We start from the raw sequence: 20620 nt of genomic DNA, 5'->3' as shown, positions 1-20620 counted from the left end.
ACTATTCGGGTTCACTTCAAATCACTGTGGTTTTTACTTTATTCTTCTAAATATCCAGTTGCGGCTAATGCCTGTAAGTATTCTTGAAACAAAGGGTTTTCAATGTTACATTCTTCTTTTTCTAAGCCCATAAGAACTGTAAGTTTATTATACACTATCTCTGAATGACCTAATAGGTTGAAGTAATTAACGTATGTTCCATCTGTACTTGCTAAAAAGATAACAATTAATTTACCCTCTTGGATTTCTTTATTGAAAAAATCTCGCTCATCGAAATCTGTATTTTGTTCAGATTGATTAAGTTGCATCATTTCAGCAAAGTTATTTTTTTCCTCATCACTAAACAAACTCATCAGAACGGCCTTTTCCTCAATCTTATAACACTTTACTATTTCCCTAAATTTGATATTCGAATCTAGATGAATAGAGCCAATTTTATTTTTTTCGATTTCTGTAACTCCATACTCGCTTTTCAAAATTGTATCGATTTCATCTATTGAAAATTTGTTTGGGATGTTTCGCATTTTGTACTTTTCATAAAGTTTATTTATCATACATTACTCCTTCTTAATAGAATGATTGACCACCTGTTCTATTATGGATATGGAAGTGGAAATAGTAACCTTCTGCTGACGTTTTTCCTTTGTCACGTTCAGGGCCAATTGGTGTTCTACCGTTTCCAGCGTCTTTTGCAACAGTTGCGGCTAAAGCATAAGATTTTGACCAAACATTGTTGTTCTTTTTATCACTTGATTTTAATCTTGAAACTGCAGTTGCTTTAGAGATTGATCCGCCAATATATAAATCTCCTTTTGTTAGAACAGCAGCATAGTGATCATATTTTTTCTTTCGTAATTCTGCAGCAACTTTCCCTACTACTGTATATGTAGCACCTGCAATAACTACAGCAGCACCAATTGCGATTAAGTGCGAAACGAGTCCTTGACCAATTACACCTGCAATTGGTAATAAGAACGCTAGAGAAGCGTGTGCTTCCATAGAATCTACTTCAAAGGATTCGTTTGTTTTCAGATCGGTAAATGTCGCTTTAAACACTTCATCAGTTGCTTCTTCAACGTCAACTCTATATTCTTTTTCAACTTCATTTCCGTTTGCATCTTTTTCTATTGATTTCACTGTAAATGTGTTATCTGTTTTATCCCAAGCTGCTGAAACTCCGGCATCACCTTCTACCGTTTCAACTTCTGTTTGTACTTCTACTTTCTCACTATTATTCTCAAGTACTTCAATATTCTCGTCTTGAACCAATTCTTCTGCTAATGCTTTACCATTTGGAAGGATTCCAATGCTTAAAACAAAGATTAACATTAATGATACTATCTTTTTAACCATAATTCTCCACCCTTACTATAATTTTATAAACCCATTTCCGATTTGACTACTATCTCCAATGTCCACAGCATTTTTCTCTAAAATTTTATACACTTCTTTAGGGAACTTTAATTTGTTAGATGACAGTTTAAATGTTTCCTTATTTGCGAGAATTAAAGATACAATTCCTGTTACGTGAGCCGATGCTAGAGATGTTCCATTTTCAATCGAATAACCATTAGAAGTTTTAGTGGTTAATACGTCCACACCTGGGGCTGCAAAATCAATTTTTCCATTCTTCGCAGCGAAACTTGCAGCGTTATAGGCATGATTTACTGCTGTTACTGAAATGACATCTTTATAATTAGCTGGATATTCAACTTTTCCGCCGTAATTATTACCTGCAGATGCAATAACAATTATCCCTTTTTGAAGCGCCTTCTCAACTACCCTCTCAAGTTCAGGATGGTTAGAAGACATACCAAAGCTAATATTTAACACATCAGCATTGTTTTCAATGGACCAATTGATACCTTGAACTAAATTATCAATCTTTCCTTTTCCATCATCATCAAGAACCTTAACATCATAGAGTTCTACTAGAGATGCTGCGACACCGGTTATTCCAATTTTGTTATCATGTGCTGCGATGATACCTGCCACAGTCGTCCCATGACCTAAGACATCAATTACTGGCTGTTGTGGCTCAATTGCATTGTATTCTTTTTTTACAAGATTTCTTAAGTCGTCATGTTGTTTTTCTATTCCGCTGTCTAATATCGCAATCTTGATCTTACTTACAGATTTAATTCCTGAATATTCTGAATTAAAATTCGACAGTGACCATGATTTTACTTGCTCCTTCTTGCTTTTTTCTAGTAATATAAGGTTGTCTGGTTGATTTATTTTAACCAAACCTGCACTTCGAAAGAAAAAGAAATAGACAGCGCAAATCGCAAAAACCAAGACTAAAAAAATCAAAGAATACAAGATCTTATTCTTAATTACTACCCCCTCCTTCCTCAGATTATATTCCAATATATAAATATAATGAAAACAATACTATTTTTTACAATTTCCCCTTGATATAATGATGCTGAGTTTAGATAAGTATTTCACTTAGTAACCTATTCATGAAATGAATTTAACTGGAATAAATGCAAAATAACAGAATAGTTAATCAGAAATTTATTTTACTAGTAAATGATAGCCGCACTCAATACATTACCCCATACAGTTTCAAGATAAAAAGACTCTCTCCATCATTGGAAAGAGTCTTTTTAATGCCAAATACTCATAGTTTATATCCTACAAAAAAGAAAAAACGAATTGTGTATTTTCAAACCTACACAATTCGTTCTTACGAAAACATATCTATTTATTTTACGCTAACGCAGCTGCTTGTTCTTGTTGATCTACAGGAATTACAGCATCTCTTAACGCTTTTTCTAGTTCAGCTGTGTATTTCATTTGCTCTTCTTTGCTCCAGCCTAGTTTTGCAGCCATGTAGTTGATTACTGCTTCTTTCCACTCGTATACCCAGTGGATGTTGAAGAATACAGCGCCTCTGCGGCGTACGAAGAAGTCAACTGGTTTCGCTGTCATTTCGTAATCCATCGCGTATACAAGCGGGATAAGAACGTCTAGCGGCATGTTGTATTCTTTCGCTTCGTCTTTATGTTTTTTCGCTAAATCAAACAGTACGTCAACGTTAGAGCCGTAGAATTTAGCAAATTCTTCAGCTTGCGCTGTCGTTAAACCATATTTCGTACCTTCGCCTGCTTTTTTTGCGATAAATGCTGAGAATCCGTGTGAACCACTTACATGACCACCAGAGATTGGCATATGTTTCGTATCGCTCTTCGGATATGCGCTATGTCCTTCTTTTTGTAATAGATTCGTTACGTAGTCTACTACCATTTCAGCCATTTTGCGGTATCCTGTTAATTTTCCGCCCGCGATTGTAATTAAACCAGATTCAGAAGTCCAAATTTCATCTTTACGAGAAATTTCAGATGCATTCTTACCTTCTTCATAAATTAACGGACGTACACCAGCCCAGCTTGACTCCACATCTTTTTCTGTAATTTTCACGCTTGGGAACATGTAGTTAATCGCATTAATGATATATGTGCGATCTTCTGTTGTCATGTGCGGTACAGCTGCGTCTTTATCATAGAACGTATCTGTTGTACCTACGTACGTTTTTCCTTCGCGAGGAATCGCGAACACCATACGTTTATCTGGTGTATCAAAGTAAATCGCTTGCCCTAACGGGAAACGTTTTTGGTCAATTACTAAATGCACACCTTTTGATAACTGAAGTACTTTCCCTTTTTTAGAGTTATCTTTTTCACGAAGTGTATCTACCCAAGGACCAGCTGCGTTTACAATTTTCTTACCGTAAACTTCGTACACTTCTCCGTCTAGTAAATCGATTACACGTACACCGCATACTTTTCCATCTTTATATAAGAAACTGTCTACTTTTGCGTAGTTAACAGCTTTCGCACCGTGTTCAATCGCTTCTTTCATTACTTCAATTGTAAGACGCGCATCGTCTGTACGATATTCTACGTAGTAACCGCCGCCTTTTAATCCTTCTTGTTTTACAAGAGGCTCTTTATTTAGCGTTTCTTCACGGTTAAACATCTTTCTGCGCTCGCTTCGTTTTACACCTGCTAGGAAGTCGTATACACGAAGACCAATTGATGTACTAAATGACCCGAACGTGCCGCCTGTATGGAACGGAAGTAACATCCACTCTGGTGTTGTTACATGGGGACCGTTCTCATATACGATCGCACGCTCTTTCCCCACCTCTGCTACCATTTTCACTTCAAGTTGTTTTAAATAACGTAAACCGCCGTGTACAAGTTTCGTTGAACGACTTGATGTACCTGCTGCAAAGTCCTGCATTTCAAACACAATTGTTGATAAACCGCGTGTTGCCCCATCTAATGCAATACCAGAACCAGTAATACCTCCACCAATTACGATCACATCTAACTCTTGTTTATTTACTCCGTTTAATACGTCTTTACGTTGTTTACTTGAAAATTTCATGGTAATTCCTCCCTTTGATAACGAAAAAAGAGACCACGAACTCCGCTATAGATTTCGCCTCTATAGCGTGTTGTGGTCTCTCCAAATCTCCTACCGAATTATTAACTTGTCATCATTATAACACTGTTTATGATTATTTGAAAGCTTTAGTTGCTTCAATTGCCTTTTTCCATCCAGCATATAGCTCTTCGCTTGTTTCCGCTTCCATTGCCGGTGTAAAGCGTTTATCCATATTCCACTGCGCTTTAATTTCATCTTGGTTTTTCCAATACCCAACCGCAAGACCAGCTAAGTATGCTGCACCTAAAGCTGTCGTTTCACTGATCACTGGACGCTCTACAGGAACGTCTAACATATCGCTTTGGAACTGCATTAAGAAGTTATTCTTAACTGCCCCGCCATCAACGCGTAATGTATTCAGTTCAATACCTGAATCTGCTTCCATCGCGCATAGTACATCTTTCGTTTGGTATGCTAAAGATTCTAGCGTTGCACGAATGAAATGCTCCTTCGTCGTACCGCGCGTTACACCAAACATAGCGCCGCGTACTTCACTATCCCAGTACGGTGTACCTAATCCTACGAATGCTGGTACTATGTATACACCTTCAGTTGATTCAACACGGCTAGCATACACTTCACTCTCACTCGCATCTTTAAACATGCGCATTCCGTCACGTAACCACTGAATTGCAGAACCTGCTACGAAAATACTTCCTTCTAATGCGTAATTCACTTTACCATCTAAACCCCATGCAATTGTTGTTAATAGGCCATGCTCAGAAGCTACTGCCTTTTCGCCTGTGTTCATTAACATGAAGCAACCAGTTCCGTAAGTGTTCTTCGCCATACCTTCACCGAAACAAGCTTGTCCAAATAATGCTGCTTGCTGGTCACCAGCTACACCTGCAATCGGTACATTTTGACCGAAGAAGTGGTAATCAATTGTTTCTCCATATATTTCAGATGATTGACGTACTTCTGGAAGCATGCTCTTTGGTACTGTTAACATGTCTAGAAGCTCATCATCCCACTGTAAGTCGTGAATGTTAAACATTAATGTACGTGATGCATTTGAGTAATCTGTTACGTGCGCTTTACCACCAGACAATTTCCATACAAGCCATGTATCAATTGTTCCGAATAATAACTCTCCGTTTTCCGCTTTTTCTCTTGCACCTTCAACGTTGTCTAAAATCCATTTTACTTTCGTACCAGAGAAGTATGCATCAATTAAAAGACCTGTTTTTTCGCGAACCATCTCGCTATAACCTTTTTCTTTTAACTCATCACAAATTTCAACTGTTTGACGAGATTGCCATACGATTGCGTTATAAATTGGTTTCCCAGTCGTTTTATCCCATACAACCGCTGTTTCACGTTGGTTCGTAATACCGATACCAGCGATTTGTTCTGGCTTCACATCTGCTTCGCTTAAGCAAGTTGCGATAACTGCTAAAATAGATCCCCAAATTTCTTGTGCATTATGCTCAACCCAGCCTGGCTTTGGAAAATGTTGCGTAAACTCTTTTTGAGCTGAATGAACGATTTTTCCTTCTTTATTGAAAAGAATTGCGCGTGAGCTTGTTGTTCCTTGGTCTAATGAAAGAATATATTTTTTCATATCAGTTTCCCCCTATGCTACTTTTCTACTATTTGTAGTAGTTTCACTTTTTTTACTTGTCATATAAGAGATTGCTAGTACAATCACAGTTGCAATAATCACATAAATAAGTGCTGAATTTTGTTTTCCTTCAAATACAACTTGATGGAATAATCCTGCAAGTGATCCGCCTAGAATCGGACCAACTACCGGGATCCATGCATACTTCCAGTTTGAACCGCCCTTTCCTGCAATCGGAAGGAAGAAGTGTGCAATACGCGGACCTAAATCACGAGCCGGGTTGATTGCGTATCCTGTTGTTCCACCTAATGATAAACCAATACTTACAATTAAGAAACCTACGATAAATGGATTTAAACCATCTGCAAATTTATTTGCTCCAATTGCTAATATACCAAATACTAAAACGAATGTTCCAATCATTTCACTTAAAAGGTTTGTAAATGTGTTCGGAATTGCTGGACCTGTTGCAAATACACCTAACTTTGTTCCTGGATCTTCTGTTTCTTTCCAGTGTGGTAAGTAATGTAAATATACGAGAACTGCCCCGATAATTGCCCCAATCATTTGTGCTGCGATATACATAGGTACGTCACTCCATGGGAACGCTCCCTTAAAAGCAAGTCCTATCGTTAAAGCCGGATTCAAATGTGCCCCACTAATTGATCCAACTGCATACGCTGCCATCGCTACCGCTAAGCCCCATCCCATTGTAATTACAATCCAACCAGAATCTTTCGCAAACGATTTCTTTAAACTTACACCAGCGCAAACACCGCCACCAAGTAAGATTAACAACGCAGTCCCTATTAACTCTCCTAAAAATGCTGACATAGTATCCCTCCACTATCAATTTTAACGTTTTCAAATGCGATAGAGGTAAAATGAATGGCCATTCGTTTTTTTTCAAAAGAAAAAGATCCACAGCTTACATGCTTCTATATAATATATAGAAACAATAAAATGTGGATCTCTTCTTTTCTCCGTCACGTTTATTAACTTGTCTATAATGTTAACCCCTAATGAAAGCGGTGTCAACAGAATTTTTTCACATTTCCGTCACTTTTTTTGGTAATGTTTCCATAATTCTTTTTTCGATGTCGTAATTGCTGTCGCACCAGCATTTAACGCTCTTTCAACGTCTTCTACAGTTCGAATAAAACCACCTGCTAAAATCGGTACACCTGTACGCTCTTTCACCTCAGCAATGACACCCGTTAACGCACCAGGAAGCACCTCTATATAATCCGGCTTCGTCTTTTCTAGTAAATTACAGCTCTTTTCCATTGCGCTAGAATCAATTAAAAAGATGCGTTGAATGGAGACGACACCTTTTTGCTTCGCCTTCATAATTACGCTCGCCTTTGTCGATAATAACCCGTACGGTTTATATTCTTGGCATAAAAACTCCGTCGCATGCCCATCACTTTGTAATCCATGGATCAAATCAACATGTAAAAATACTTTTTTATTATGCTGCTTCGCGAGTGACACAACACTCTTCAATTGACCAACATGAATATCTAAAATAACAATATACTCATACGAACTATGTAATAGCTTTTCCAAATCTTTAATTTGCCTCACTGCCGGCAAAATCTTCTGTTCATGAAATTCCATTCTAAATGTCCCCTTCTTTATATCATCCTATCCTTTATAGTACACAATTTAAGTGAAAAGAACAGCTAGTGTAGGGGATTTCTTACAAATCTTTCTCTTATCTATATATTTTCTTCAACTTATCAGAAACCGTACCACCTATAATCATTAATAAGAGAGGTAAAAAATTCATCACATATGGTGCATCCGCTACAATGGTAATGCTTGCTCCTGCAAACTTATTTAACATCCATACAACGATTTTTGTAATAAACAAAAATACTCCCATCATGAATAGACTATCAAAAAACACCTTCCATTTTGGATACGCTAATTGTTTACTATCTTCGATTACCTTCTGTGTCAACTCTTCATCACTCCTCAACAACTCATCAATTGTAATACCGAACAGATCACTTAAATGAATAATAATTTCAATGCTCGGATAGTTCTTTCCCGTCTCCCATTTCGAAACAGACTGCCTACTTACATGAATTTTTTCAGCCAAATCATTTTGCGACCAATTTCGTTTTTCTCTTTCTTGTTTTAAGCGTTCACTAAAAATCATACTGTGTTTATCACCTCTCTACGTCTAGTATGGGCAAATAAATGATGAAGAGTAAAGCTAGTTATCGTTGCATCGCCTGTGCAACTTGTGCGTTACACTTTAAAATGGCGCCATTTTGTATTTTATATCATGCAGATATCATATACTTTTTTCCTATAATAATTTCCCGAACAATAAAAAGAAGAGAAACTAAACCCTTTTCTCTTCTTCAAAAGTTTCTATTAAAGCAATACCGAATCTTTATCGCTATCCTGATTACGTTTCTCTCGTTCTTCTTCTAAGCGCTTCATATATACTTCGCCTTCTTTTTCGATAAAATCGTTATCCATCTCTTGCTCTTTTTTCGAAGTATATAAAACCATGTAGCCACTTAATACAATCCCAATGATTACAAGATAAATCCACCATGGTAAAATTTCCACTTTCGTTCATCCCTTTCCTTAGACAAGCTTTATTAGTTTCACTCTATGAGGAAAGAAGTGGATTTATGCTTAAAATTTCATTGTGGATTCTCCGCGAAGAACGCTTGTACATATTCCATAAACTCGATTGGCTCTTGACGGAACGGTGCGTGGTATCCTTTTTCAATGATATGAAACGTACTATTTGCAAATAACTGATGATACAGCTCACCATTATTCCAAGGAACGCTCTTATCGTGCCTACCCCAAATAATTAAAGTCGGCACCTTAATTTTATCCGCTTCCATCGCAACGCGGCGCTCTCTCATTTTCGTAAGCTCATCATAATGCTTTTTATCATCGCGACTATTTTTCACTTCATTTTTATTATAATCCGTAATCTCTGTTACAGTTTGTAAGTCCGTCGATAGTGGCGTCACTTCATAACTTTCTTTTTGCTGGAAAGATTCAATCCCTGTAGAATCCGCCAAAATAAGATGCGTCACTGCGTCCGGATATAAATACGCTAAATTAAGGGACATCTCTCCCCCCATTGAATGACCAAGTACCGCAAACTGATCATATCCAAGTTTCTTCATTAACTTATAATATAAATTCACTTGCGCAGGAAACGAATACTGAAAATCAATCGGCTTAGAAGAACGTCCAAATCCTAAAATATCAACAGCGATAATCGTATGGTCTCCCGCTAGTTCCGGATAAATATCACTAAATCCATCTGAAGAACCACCGAATCCGTGAAGCATAAGTAAGGGCGGTTTTCCCTCACCAATTTGCTTAAAATAAATCGTCTGTCCATCAATCTGTGCCATCTTCTCTTTCGTATTTATCTTCATCATAACAGTATCCTTCACTTCTTCAACCTTCGCAATCGGCTTATCGACGAAGTTACATACTACTAAAAAAACGAGCACAATACCGCTAATCATATAAAACTTAAACCGTTTCAAAATTCAAGTCTCCTTTCTCATGTTGCTATTTAAAGTTTTTACATTTTTTGGTTGTTTTATAATTAATTTTAATTGTAACTAAAATAGTTACAATTATACTAAAAAAATATTACTCACCGCTATTACCGATGGTTGTTATGTAACCATTATAGTTACGCATTAAAAGTAAGTCAATTATTTTAATGATAAAAAAACAAGCAATTCTAGCGATTCGCTAAAACTACTTGCTCTTCTACTTATTATCTCTATTTTTACTCTTTAATAAATTCCTTAGTACTTCTCACTGTATCAATCGGACGAACTAATTTTTCGATTTCTTCACGCTTTGGCTCTAAGAACGGAGGTAAAGATAATTTTTCTCCAAGTGTTTCGTATGGCTCATCTCCCATAAACCCTGGGCCATCTGTTGCAAACTCGAATAAAATTTGCGGCGCAACTCTTGCGTATAATGACTCAAAGAAGTGACGATTTACATAACCAGATGAAGGGAGTCCAACTCGACTTAGTCGCTCAATCCACTCTTCTAATACAGCTCGATCCTCTACGCGGAATGCAGCATGGTGCACTGTACCAAAACCTTGTTGTGCTTCAGGAAGAACCGTATTATGTTCTACAATGACAGAAGCACCATTTCCACCTTCGTTTACTTCAAACAAATAGAATTCTCCTTCTTGAGCAATCTCTTTAAATAATAGAACTTTTTCTAGTACTTCTTTGAAATAACTAAAGTTCGCGATACGAATAAATACAGGTCCTAATCCAGTAATTGCATATTCTAATGGAACTGGACCGTTTTGCCACGGTGTACCTGATTCTATCCCTTTATCCAATTCGTCAGAGATTAATTGATAGTGTTGATCATCAAAGTCAACGAAAGAAAGAGTTTTCTTACCGAATTGCTCTTTAATTCCTGTATGCTCCACTTCAAGGCGGTCAAAACGTTTCACCCAATATGCTAATGCCGCATCACTTGGAACTCGGAATGAAGTTTTTGAAATTTCATTTGTCCCGTGTACACCTTTCGGAACGCCTGGAAAGTCAAAGAAAGTCATATCCGTTCCGGCACTACCTTTATCATCTGCAAAGAATAAATGATACGTTTGAATATCATCTTGGTTTACCGTTTTTTTAACGAGACGCATTCCTAAAACATGAGTGAAAAATTCATAGTTCTTTTCTGCACTACTTGTAATCGCTGTAACGTGGTGTATTCCTTTTAATTGGTTCATTATATATTCCTCCAATAATTTTAATTTATATTTAATGGTTTTATTTCGGCTCGCTGGTCAACGTAGCATTTGTTTATAAAAGTAATCATTCATTTTACTAGTCAAGTGATAATTAAAAAAATAATTCAATGTGTAAAACGATTCGTCCGAAAGTAATAATTCCTTTCGTCACTATCACTTTACATCTCAAGTGATTAAAAAGCAAGTAAATTATCTCGAATTCGAGATAATTTTTTAATATCTCAGTATTAGTTTAAAATGCTATATGTTTTGTGGCGTAATTATTTTCATATCTACTGGTAATAAAACCTTTTCACTCGCCAAAATAAATAGCCTACAATCAATGAACTAATCCTAGGCTATTAAAATTCTTTAATAGTTAAATATCCTTACAATAAATTGTAATTTTAGCGAATAATTAATATTAGTAATTCTCTGTTTCATTAAATGATTTATTTTATATATTCCAAAAATCACTATTTATATCACTGTTATATTTATAATCAACCTTTTCTTTACCACATTTTTCGCACTTATAAACATTAGCTGTCCCAATCTGCCCTGTTTTAAAATTTTCACTATCCTGAGTTTTAATAAATTTATAATTGTGTATACATCTAGGTTCTCTTACTTTATCCATCCATTTTCCTAGCATAAAGTAATCACTCTCCTTAAAAGAATATTCCTACTACAACTCTATATTTAGAATACTCTACAAAAGATTTCCAATCAACGAACACGTTCTCTTGCATCACATGGTATGCAAAAGAATGGTTTTGTTTAAGATCCGTTTTTTTATTGACAACAGACCCTCATCCATTAGCTTTACACGAGCTAATGCAATATAAATTTGCCGTATGATTTACATCTTTTTCTCTCATTATTTCTTTCCTCATCAAGGAATAAATAATGGTTTTTAAAGCTGTTTGCAGTGTCTTCCCTTATCAGGGCAATAAAAGATGGTGTGAAAACTTAATTTCACACCATCTTTTTAAACAATTTTATTGTCATGCCACACTTAATGAGGCCATTCTATTCACAATCTTAATTATGGAAAGTTGGCTTATAGAACGAACGATTATCAAGCGCAAAGACACGTTCTGTGTATTCGCCTGGTTTTGTGCGTCCTAATGCGCGGTCCATCATGTTCATTTTTGCATCTAAGTTATCGATGTAGTGCAGAATTTCTGCTTCTTTTACTAATGGTGGTTTTGGGCTACCCCATTCTGCTTTTCCGTGATGGGAAAGGACGATGTGCTGAAGGATTAATACTTCTTCTGCATCGATTTGTAGTTCCTCTGCTGCTTTACCAATTTCGTTCACCATGATAGAGATGTGGCCAAGTAAATTTCCTTCTAACGTATACGTCGTAGAAATCGGGCCAGATAGCTCAAATACTTTACCAAGATCGTGTAAAATAACGCCCGCATATAGTAAGTCTTTATCTAACGATGGGTATAGAGCCGAGATAGCTTTCGCTAAATCTAACATCGATACTACGTGATAAGCTAGTCCAGATACGAACTCGTGATGATTTTTCGTCGCTGCTGGATATTCTAAAAATTCGTTTTGGTGCTTATTTAACAAATGTCTTGTTAGACGCTGAATGTTCGGGTTTCTCATTTCAAATATGTATTGCGTAATTTTCTCAACCATATCTTCTTTTTTTATTGGAGCTTTTTCTACAAAGTCTGAAATGTCCGTTACTTCATTCTCATTCGCAACACGGATTTGTTTCACACGTAATTGAATACGTCCTTTATAGTTTAGAATATCGCCAGCTACTTTAACGATCGTTTCCGCTACATATTGCTTCTCAACTTCTGGTGATACATCCCATAGCTTCGCTTCAATATCTCCACTTGGATCTTGTAAGATTACTGTTAAAAACGGCTTACCATTACTTGCGAGACCTTTTGTCGCTGTTTTAATTAACAAGAAAACATCGACTTGTTCACCAACTTCATATTCTACAATTTTCTTTTTCATTCGAATTCCTCCACCAAATCAATTACTTTTAGTATAGCATACTACAACTCATTTTCTTTACGCTTACGTGTTAATTTTATAATCTCATTTTCTGTAAAATACGTGAGTAGATGCGCATGGCACGTAAAGAAGATAACTTGTCTATCTTTCGCAATTTCCTTTATTAGTTCAATCGTTCGATTCGTCCTTACCACATCAAAATGCACGAAACTATCATCAATAATAAATGGATAATCATGCTCAAACGTTTTCGCTAGTGCAAATCGTAACGATAAATATAACTGCTCCGCTGTCGCTTGGCTTAGTTCATGGCTGTAAAAACGCATACCATCGTTACGTTCGACAATGAACGGTTCCGCCTCTGACGGTGAGAATATTTTACTATATCGTCCGCCCGTTACATACACGAAATACTCTTCAGATTTTTGTAAAATGCGCGGAAGATGCACTTCATGATAATATTGCTTCGTTTTCGTTAACACTGTCTTCGCGGCCGCATATGCAGCCCACTTCTTCACTTGTTCACGCACTTGTGATTTTTTCATTTCCCACTCATGTAGTAAATCACCATACGTACTGCCTTCTTCTAAATTCGCAATTTCTATTCGATGCTTCGCAATGCGCTCTGTCAGTTCTTTCTCCCCTGCAAGACAGTTTTGCGCGGCTGTAATTTCTTGCTTTAATTTTTCATCATAACCGTCAGCCTCATAATGCTCAGCTAATGACAAACTCGTTAAGCGCTGTTCTAAAAGATCAATTTGAGGTAATAAACGCCCCACTTGCTTATCCGCATCTTCACGTTTCTCTGCCAGTTTACCTGCTTCTAAAAACATCTCTTCATCTGTAGATTCTGCGATATGCCATAACCCATCTCGCTCTACTACAAGTTGTTTTAATTGCTCTTGCATGAACTCATATTCTTCTTGCCATTCCGCCAGCTTCTCTTTCAGCTGCTTACAAGTTTGGCGCTTCTCTTTCTCATTTTGCATACGACTTTGCGCCTCATGCAAATTACTATACTCTTTACTACCGATAACAGTTTCTAGTTTATGTTCAAAGTGCGAAATCATTTCATACAATGAAGATTTTCGCTTACTTTGCTTCTCTAAATCACGATATAATGACTGCATTTTTTCAATACGCTCAAACGCCGGCAATATGTGCGCATACGTATAAAATTCAGGGAGCATATAGCGCGTTTTATACGCATCTACTTGTTCTCCCGTACGGAAAGTTTCTCTCTCCCATTCTTCATAAGATGAAACGACTTTATCATATGTACGTTCCATTTGCTGTAACTTATACGCCTCGCGTTCAAATAGCTTACGAAGCTCTTCATCTTTTTCTAACTGATAGCGCACGGACATCGCTTCTTCACTTTGACGTCCGCCAGCACTTTGCTGAAGAGTAAGAAGCTCTTCTTGTAATCCACCTGATGGATCTTTATATAAAACAAGAGCAAGGACAATCCCTACAAAAACAATCACACTAATAAATAACAGCACGCGGTTATCTATAAATAGACTCGTGAATAAAACAAGCGTGTTAATAAGAAGTAACAGAAGACAAACTCTTTGCCACTGTTTTTTCTTTTGCATAGCCGCTCCTGCTTTTTCCTCATACTTACGCTTCATTCTCTCTGCGCCCATACCGATAAACGCCGCATCTTGAAATGATTTTTCTTTCTCAACTAACGTATTTCGTTCTTCATCCGCTAACATTTGCTGACTTATTTGTCTTATGTTTTCTTCTTGCTCTTCTAATTGCTCTTGAGCCGTTTTAAAACGATCATCTAGTTGTGCTTTTTGCGTTTCTAATTCGCGCGCCTTTTGCACAGTTTGCGTAATTAATTCTTTCGTCGCTAAACTTATATCAAATGAAAGAACAGTCTCTTGTTCAAAAGTAGCACCAATTTGTTGCTGTAGTTCTGCGATTTCTTCTTTTATATTCGCAATACTTCCTGTCATATCACGCATTTCTTGACGTGCATTTTCATAAGACATATGCTGCATACGAAGTTCTTCTACATAACTTTCTTTTTGTAAAAATGCTTCATCTATTTTTGTGGAATCAATTTCTGATTGCACTGTTTCTATCTTTTTTTGAAGTGAATCTACTTGTACTTGCAGCGGTTCTATCTTTGCCTTTACCGCCTCATAGCGCGCCATCCCGTTTACAGGAAACTGCCCGTTTTCGTTTTCTAACACTTTCTCGTGCGCACTCTTTTCAATAACGAGAGGCTCAAGCGCTGCTAATATTTCATAGTCTTGCTTTCGTTTTTCCGCACTCTCTTTCTCCGCACGAACAGAAGCAAGTTTCTCTTCACTTTCTTTTAACTGCTCGACCTGTTTTTCATACGTGCCAATTTTTCCTTGCCACTCTTTCATCTTTTCCTCAATTTTCTTCATCTCTTGCAGTGACACGTTAATTTCAGGATTACGACCACTCGGCTTAAAACGCTGATTCATTTCTTTTTCTAATTTTTTATCTAACTGCAATAACGCATCGCTTCCGACTGCGCTGGCCGAAAATAAATAATTACCAATATCCGCTTCACCGAGCTGATGAATATTCTGCAGGCCATGCATATCAAATGAAAAGACTGAATCAAATAAGCTTTCATTCATGCCGCTTAATATATCGTTTAAAATATCTTCGCCGCCCGTTTTCCCGTCTTCAAAATAAACGGTCACCTCACCAGCTGCCGTCTTTGGCAATCGTTCAATTTTCAAACGGCCGTACTTCTCTGTTTGAACAGTCATCGCCCCGCCGTACTTTCCGCCTTCTTTCGGCTCATAACGGCGCTGTCCTCTCGTCGGAAAACCAAATAATATACTTTTCATAAACGAGCGAATTGTCGATTTCCCCGCTTCATTTTCACCGTACAACACCGTCAGCAATGAAAGATCCATTTCCACATTTTCTAGTTTTCCATAGCCATAAATATGGAGTTTTTCAATTCTCATTTTTTATCCCTCTCTTGCTGGAATAATTGCTCTAAAATAATATTTTCCGCTTCCTTTTGAATCTCTTTCTTCTCTTCTTCCGTAAAAGCTTCAATACTATTACGCGCTACAGGAGATGTCCAAATCGTGCGCAACACTCCGTCCATATTTGTAAAAGCTTCTAACTCTTTTAGCACACTACCGACGAAATGATTTTCTTCTTTCAAACGCTCAATTTCCGCAAAAGAAACCGTCTCGTTTTTCCACTTCATCGCATATACAAAGTCTTTTCGCTCTTCTCCCGCTGCTAAAATATGAAAAATCTCTTCCACGCGCTTGTCTTCACGTAAATAAGGAGAAAGTGGTCCCTGCCCTATAAATACAACAGTTAAAAGCGTGCCTTCCTCTTCTCTTCGGCATTCATTCATCGCACTTGACGCGCTCGTCATAAGATCATCAACAGTTTCAAGTCCATCGATACTCACTTCAATCTCATCCCATACAACATCCGCCGTATGGAAAAATGAACAATGCGTTCCTTGTTTCGTGAGTTCAATAAGGTATGCACCCTTGTCCCCTGTTTCCTTACGATGGCGCCCTTGTATGTTACCTGGATAAATAATGTACGGCTCTTCTGATAGAATTTCACGTTTATGTATATGGCCAAGAGCCCAATAATCAAACTGCTTTTCTTTCAGCTCACGAATTTGAAACGGTGCATAGCGATTATGCTCTGCATCCCCTTCCACACTCCCGTGAAGCATTCCAATATGAAAAGGCGCATCACTCATTTTCGTATACTGCGCTGTCATATTATCCGTTACTGCTTGCTGCAAATAACTAAACCCGTAAATAGAAGCTAACAACTCACCATTTTTATAAAACGACTTCTCTTCTACATAAGGTTCCGTAAACACATGAACATTTTCTGGAAACTCAATTGCTGCCCAGCTTCCCCCTAAATGATCGTGGTTACCGTGAATAATAAAAACGGGAATATCGTACTGCGAAAGTCTCTTCATTTGCTCGCGCACAAACACTTGCGCTCTCAAACTTCTCGTCTCCGCATCATACAAATCCCCAGCTAGTAATACGAAATCAACGCGCTCTTGAATCGCTTTATCAACAATACGCTCGAACGATTCAAACGTACTTTGCTTCATTCTTTCCCAAACAGACTGCGCAACATTCATTTCCATCCCTTTAAACGGACTATCCAAATGCAAATCAGCCGCATGTATAAACTTCACTTGTTTCACAAATAACGATCCTTTCTATATTTCAAAAGTTTCATTTGATCAATATTAAAATAGCTGAAAACTAATAATTAGTGGGATGAAAAGACTCCCCCGCTTATTACACCTTATTTTACCACGCAATGTCATATATTTCTTTGCATATTCTAGTGATTTATGACAAAATAGTTATAAGATTCTGATTTTAATTATTGGAGGTAATTTGCATGGGAGTATACGTTCTAACAGTCTTTGAAAAAGATGGTTCAAAAGCATTAGATGAATCATTCGAGGCGGCAACTGAAAAAGAAGCGAAAGCAAAAGGTGAATCTATTTTACAAGAAAAAGGATTGTACGAAAAAACACATCGCTGCACATCTACTGCAGGCAAGCTCGTTTTATTCCAGCGCTAAAAAAAGAAGCGTCATCCGCTTCTTTTTCACTCTACTATATCTTCGTCACACCACGTAAACACCACATCTAGAATACGATTACCGATACGTATGCGCTTATTCCATTTTCCTGTTTGGATCTGATGTTGCAATTCCGCTTTCATCTTTTCCGTCCAGTCGTGAATCGTTTCACTACCACCGTACGGATATACGCTCGGAAACTCTTCCTGCAGAAGATGTAAGCTCTCTGCATCAAAATGAAAATGGAAGAAGTAGTTTGCTGTAAGCGATGGTTCTTGCAATCGTAAAAAATGATCATCAACTTGCTTTCTATTTCTATAGAAAGTAAAGATATTCACTTTACCGCTCGTAATTTGGTCAATTTGAATTTCGTGCTTCTCTATAATCACGTCTTGCCCACCTCGTTGTATACTACCTTTAGTATATATGTCTTTTGCAACAAAGTTAACCATTTTCGCACGAAATTCATTTCCTTCATTATATTACCTGTACCTCCAAGTACAATCAGGACAAATAAAAAAAGTTGAAGGGGAGCGATCACATGTATTTCGGAAGCAAAGGTTGGTATGTAAAAGAACTTAAAAAATTAGGTATTCGTACTTATGAAGGTAAAAAACTAGAATCTTATCGTACGCATATTTTATCTAGTTTACTTGAGAGAATGAAGAAAGCTTCGGCTTAATAGAAAAAGGAAGCAACAATTTGTTGCTTCCTTTCATTTTTATTTAGAAAATAAAAACTGGAATCATTATAAATTAACAATCTACCTTTACTATTATACTCTCTTGATAAAAACCACCTAATATCGACTGAACTTTTATTATCAAATACTCTTCCAGATGATTATTCGTATATATTTTAAATTCTCCATACTCATTAACCCGTCCACTTCCAACAAGCATATCGCCGCTCGTTATGACAATTGTTGCATAAGGTTCCGCATGACCCGATACATAATTATCACCATATTTCACAAAATCTATCGTTATTTCCTCATGAATATTACTAACTGAATCTATACATTTCTTTTCATACAAATTAGCATTTAGTTCTTCGGCCCTCGAAAGCGCTCGATTCCTGCTAACCTTTTCTGAAGAGAAAGCAAAACTCCCCAGCCAACTAAACCTATAAAATGTAGTAATAGGTAGAAACATCTGTGTTAACTCCCCCATTTCTTATCAACTGCAATCTTTGAATGAATTTACAGCAATACGTTCTATGTTGGGATAAAAGAAAACGTCTGTAATTGTACTGTTCTTAAATCTCTCATACTTTCTGAAGCATAACATGAGAAAGAAATAAAAAAATCGTACAAAAGGGCAAGCCTATAATGTACGATTGGGCATATATAATGTTTTAAAAATGAATTAACTTCCTTTCAATAGACACAGCTACTGCTTCTGACCGTGAGTTAACGCCTAATTTATTGTATATATTTGTTAAATGCGCTTTTACCGTTCGCTCAGCTATCCCCATATCAAATGCAATTTCTTTATTCTTATATCCGCGCGCAATAGCTTTCAACACAAACAATTCTTTTTCTGTTAAGTTGTTCCCTTCAACCTTATCAGCATGTACTTCTTTCCTTTTATAGTTCACAATCTTTTCCATAATATTTGGTTGTAGTAAAATCTCACCTCGAATAGCCGCTTCCAACGTTCGAAATAAATTCTCACGATCCGTATCTTTCAGCAAATATCCTTTTGCTCCTAGCTCAATTCCCTTTAACATTAATTCATCTTCGTTATAAGTAGTTAATATAATAATCGGCGTATGATTTTGTTTTTTATTCAAAGCCTCAATCGTTTCTAAACCACTCATTTTAGGCATATTTAAATCCATTAAAATAACATCGGGTTTCTTTTTTTCTATGAAAGAAAGGGCTTCTTCTCCGTTTGCAGCCTCACCTATAATTTGAAATGAATCACTCGTTTCTATTATTAATTTCAGACCTTCTCTTACAACGAAATGATCATCCACAATTAATACGTTATACTTCATGGCTATCTCCTTCTTTATTTATAGGCACTTGAATATACACTTTCGTACCCTTCATCTTTTCACTCAATATATGTATTTCTCCCTTAATCAATCGAACACGCTCATTTAAGCCAATTAAACCATAGTGTCCAGGATTCTTACCGATATATCCAGTGTCAAAACCAATTCCATTATCTTCAACTTCAATAGTAAGCTTTTCAATGTCAGCGATATATTCAACTTTTAAATTTACATCTGTTGCCTGCGAATGTTTTGCGATATTCGTTAAACATTCACTAATTACATATAAACAGTGCTCCTTTACTAAGCTTGAAATATGCGGGGGGCTTTGAATAGTAAATCTCACATGTATAGACGTAGCCTCAGAAAAACGTTGAACCTCTTCCTCTACTGCTTCATTAAATGAATTGGTAGTATGACGCAAATCATCAATAACCAACCTTGCATCATGTAAAGTTTGTCTCGCTCTTACCATAGTTTGTTTCATAATCTCTTGAGATCGTCCTGTATTCCCTTTTTGCATATGGGCATTTATTGCTTCCAATTGCATAATTAAGCTCGCTACACCTTGCGCTAACGTATCATGTAAATCTCTTGCCATTCGCTGCCTTTCATTAGCTAATGTCAATTCTTCTACTCTCATATATGCAGACTCTAACTCTTGAATGTAGCTCTGTATACGATTACGTGCATCAAATTGCTGCTTATTAATATAGGAAAAAGGAATAATAATTGCTAATACTAAAAGGAACATAGAGATAAGAATAGCTACTTTATTCACACCATAATTGATACTGATTGCAGTACAAAATATGGCATACATAAGAGTAAAAACTGCCATTACTTTAAATATATTGTTATAAACATATAGACTTTGGGCAATTAAAATAGGGGGTAATCCAACAAAAATAGCTATTGAACCATTTGGTACAATAAATGCAGCGAGAAACACAATGAAGAGTTGTACAAAAAAGAAATACAACAATTGCCTATTCTTTAATGAACTCGCATACCAATGAAAAATAGTATGAATAACAATGACTATTGTAAAGAAGAAACTATCCATAGAGAGAATATTATTCCGAAATTCTAAAAGCATTGAAGCTATATATACGAGTATAATCCATAAAACAATAAACCTTCTTGGAATAAATACCGCTTCCAATACATTTGTATCCAAATCTATATTTGAATTTATTTTTTTCATATCCGACCTCCACCATTACATTATACTATACAAGATGCGA

Annotated in this window: 21 protein-coding genes; 2 read left to right on the top strand and 19 right to left on the bottom strand. The window is 36.7% G+C overall.

Going from position 1 to position 20620, the window contains the following annotated elements; all coding sequences use genetic code 11:
* Positions 1-38: 38 nt before the first annotated feature.
* The 15 genes from V7038_RS15995 to V7038_RS15925 all read right to left on the bottom strand — a co-directional run bounded on the left by V7038_RS15995 (position 39) and on the right by V7038_RS15925 (position 16983).
* Complete coding sequence (locus V7038_RS15995; RefSeq protein WP_335470887.1) at positions 39-554, bottom strand: hypothetical protein; 516 nt, start codon at positions 552-554, stop codon at positions 39-41.
* Between the two features lie 13 nt (positions 555-567).
* Positions 568-1353 carry an SAR2788 family putative toxin gene (locus V7038_RS15990; RefSeq protein WP_335470885.1) on the bottom strand — a complete coding sequence of 262 codons (786 nt, stop codon included), beginning with the start codon at positions 1351-1353 and terminating at the stop codon, positions 568-570.
* A 15-nt stretch (positions 1354-1368) separates the two neighbouring features.
* A complete protein-coding gene (locus V7038_RS15985) occupies positions 1369-2313 on the bottom strand; it encodes a S8 family peptidase (protein ID WP_081339956.1) in 945 nt (314 codons plus the stop codon).
* 402 nt (positions 2314-2715) lie between these two features.
* Positions 2716-4398 (bottom strand): aerobic glycerol-3-phosphate dehydrogenase, encoded by a 1683-nt coding sequence (glpD, locus tag V7038_RS15980; RefSeq protein ID WP_070128066.1) that lies wholly within the window; start codon positions 4396-4398, stop codon positions 2716-2718.
* 133 nt (positions 4399-4531) lie between these two features.
* Positions 4532-6022, bottom strand: coding sequence for a glycerol kinase GlpK (gene glpK / locus V7038_RS15975; RefSeq protein WP_002201498.1), 1491 nt, complete (start codon positions 6020-6022; stop codon positions 4532-4534).
* A 12-nt stretch (positions 6023-6034) separates the two neighbouring features.
* Positions 6035-6856, bottom strand: coding sequence for a glycerol uptake facilitator protein GlpF (glpF, locus tag V7038_RS15970; protein WP_002159020.1), 822 nt, complete (start codon positions 6854-6856; stop codon positions 6035-6037).
* A 225-nt stretch (positions 6857-7081) separates the two neighbouring features.
* A complete protein-coding gene (glpP, locus tag V7038_RS15965; protein WP_000394293.1) occupies positions 7082-7642 on the bottom strand; it encodes a glycerol uptake operon antiterminator GlpP in 561 nt (186 codons plus the stop codon).
* Positions 7643-7739: 97 nt separating this feature from the next.
* A complete protein-coding gene (locus V7038_RS15960; RefSeq protein WP_070146265.1) occupies positions 7740-8189 on the bottom strand; it encodes a helix-turn-helix domain-containing protein in 450 nt (149 codons plus the stop codon).
* Positions 8190-8410: 221 nt separating this feature from the next.
* On the bottom strand, positions 8411-8611 hold the full coding sequence (locus V7038_RS15955; protein WP_002064098.1) for a sporulation YhaL family protein: 201 nt from the start codon (positions 8609-8611) through the stop codon (positions 8411-8413).
* A 77-nt stretch (positions 8612-8688) separates the two neighbouring features.
* Entirely contained in the window at positions 8689-9561 is an 873-nt protein-coding gene (locus V7038_RS15950) for an alpha/beta fold hydrolase (RefSeq protein ID WP_078179732.1), read from the bottom strand.
* A gap of 251 nt (positions 9562-9812) precedes the next feature.
* Positions 9813-10790 (bottom strand): ring-cleaving dioxygenase, encoded by a 978-nt coding sequence (locus V7038_RS15945; protein ID WP_070138888.1) that lies wholly within the window; start codon positions 10788-10790, stop codon positions 9813-9815.
* A gap of 457 nt (positions 10791-11247) precedes the next feature.
* Positions 11248-11445 carry a hypothetical protein gene (locus V7038_RS15940; RefSeq protein WP_002166209.1) on the bottom strand — a complete coding sequence of 66 codons (198 nt, stop codon included), beginning with the start codon at positions 11443-11445 and terminating at the stop codon, positions 11248-11250.
* 389 nt (positions 11446-11834) lie between these two features.
* Entirely contained in the window at positions 11835-12779 is a 945-nt protein-coding gene (gene yhaM, locus V7038_RS15935) for a 3'-5' exoribonuclease YhaM (RefSeq protein ID WP_002030183.1), read from the bottom strand.
* Positions 12780-12820: 41 nt separating this feature from the next.
* Positions 12821-15745, bottom strand: a complete 2925-nt coding sequence (locus tag V7038_RS15930; RefSeq protein WP_335470879.1) for an ATP-binding protein — start codon at positions 15743-15745, stop codon at positions 12821-12823.
* Positions 15742-16983, bottom strand: coding sequence for a metallophosphoesterase family protein (locus V7038_RS15925; RefSeq protein ID WP_335470877.1), 1242 nt, complete (start codon positions 16981-16983; stop codon positions 15742-15744). Before V7038_RS15925 ends, V7038_RS15930 begins: the two co-directional genes overlap by 4 nt.
* Positions 16984-17186: 203 nt before the next feature.
* Between V7038_RS15925 and V7038_RS15920 the strand changes: the two genes are divergently transcribed.
* Positions 17187-17372: a YhzD family protein gene (locus V7038_RS15920; protein ID WP_000539552.1), complete on the top strand. Its 186-nt coding sequence runs from the start codon at positions 17187-17189 to the stop codon at positions 17370-17372.
* Between the two features lie 26 nt (positions 17373-17398).
* On the opposite strand, the gene V7038_RS15915 is transcribed toward V7038_RS15920, so the two are convergent.
* A complete protein-coding gene (locus V7038_RS15915; protein ID WP_033714215.1) occupies positions 17399-17761 on the bottom strand; it encodes a hypothetical protein in 363 nt (120 codons plus the stop codon).
* A gap of 152 nt (positions 17762-17913) precedes the next feature.
* On the opposite strand from V7038_RS15915, the gene V7038_RS15910 reads away from it, so the two are divergent.
* On the top strand, positions 17914-18054 hold the full coding sequence (locus tag V7038_RS15910) for a YflJ family protein (protein ID WP_000273535.1): 141 nt from the start codon (positions 17914-17916) through the stop codon (positions 18052-18054).
* 73 nt (positions 18055-18127) lie between these two features.
* On the opposite strand, the gene V7038_RS15905 is transcribed toward V7038_RS15910, so the two are convergent.
* The 3 genes from V7038_RS15905 to V7038_RS15895 form a co-directional block, all read right to left on the bottom strand.
* Entirely contained in the window at positions 18128-18526 is a 399-nt protein-coding gene (locus V7038_RS15905) for an Ig-like domain-containing protein (RefSeq protein ID WP_002202902.1), read from the bottom strand.
* A 202-nt stretch (positions 18527-18728) separates the two neighbouring features.
* Positions 18729-19373 (bottom strand): response regulator, encoded by a 645-nt coding sequence (locus tag V7038_RS15900; RefSeq protein WP_070146261.1) that lies wholly within the window; start codon positions 19371-19373, stop codon positions 18729-18731.
* Positions 19363-20580: a sensor histidine kinase gene (locus V7038_RS15895; RefSeq protein ID WP_335470874.1), complete on the bottom strand. Its 1218-nt coding sequence runs from the start codon at positions 20578-20580 to the stop codon at positions 19363-19365. The genes V7038_RS15900 and V7038_RS15895 overlap by 11 nt, the downstream gene beginning before the upstream one ends.
* Between the last annotated feature and the right edge of the window lie 40 nt (positions 20581-20620).

The sequence above is a fragment of the Bacillus sp. JJ783 genome, assembly GCF_036963225.1.
Classification (GTDB): Bacteria; Bacillota; Bacilli; order Bacillales; family Bacillaceae_G; genus Bacillus_A; species Bacillus_A cereus_U.
The sequence above is the reverse complement of the archived record's forward strand: the minus strand, read 5'-3'. Positions and strand labels throughout refer to the sequence as shown.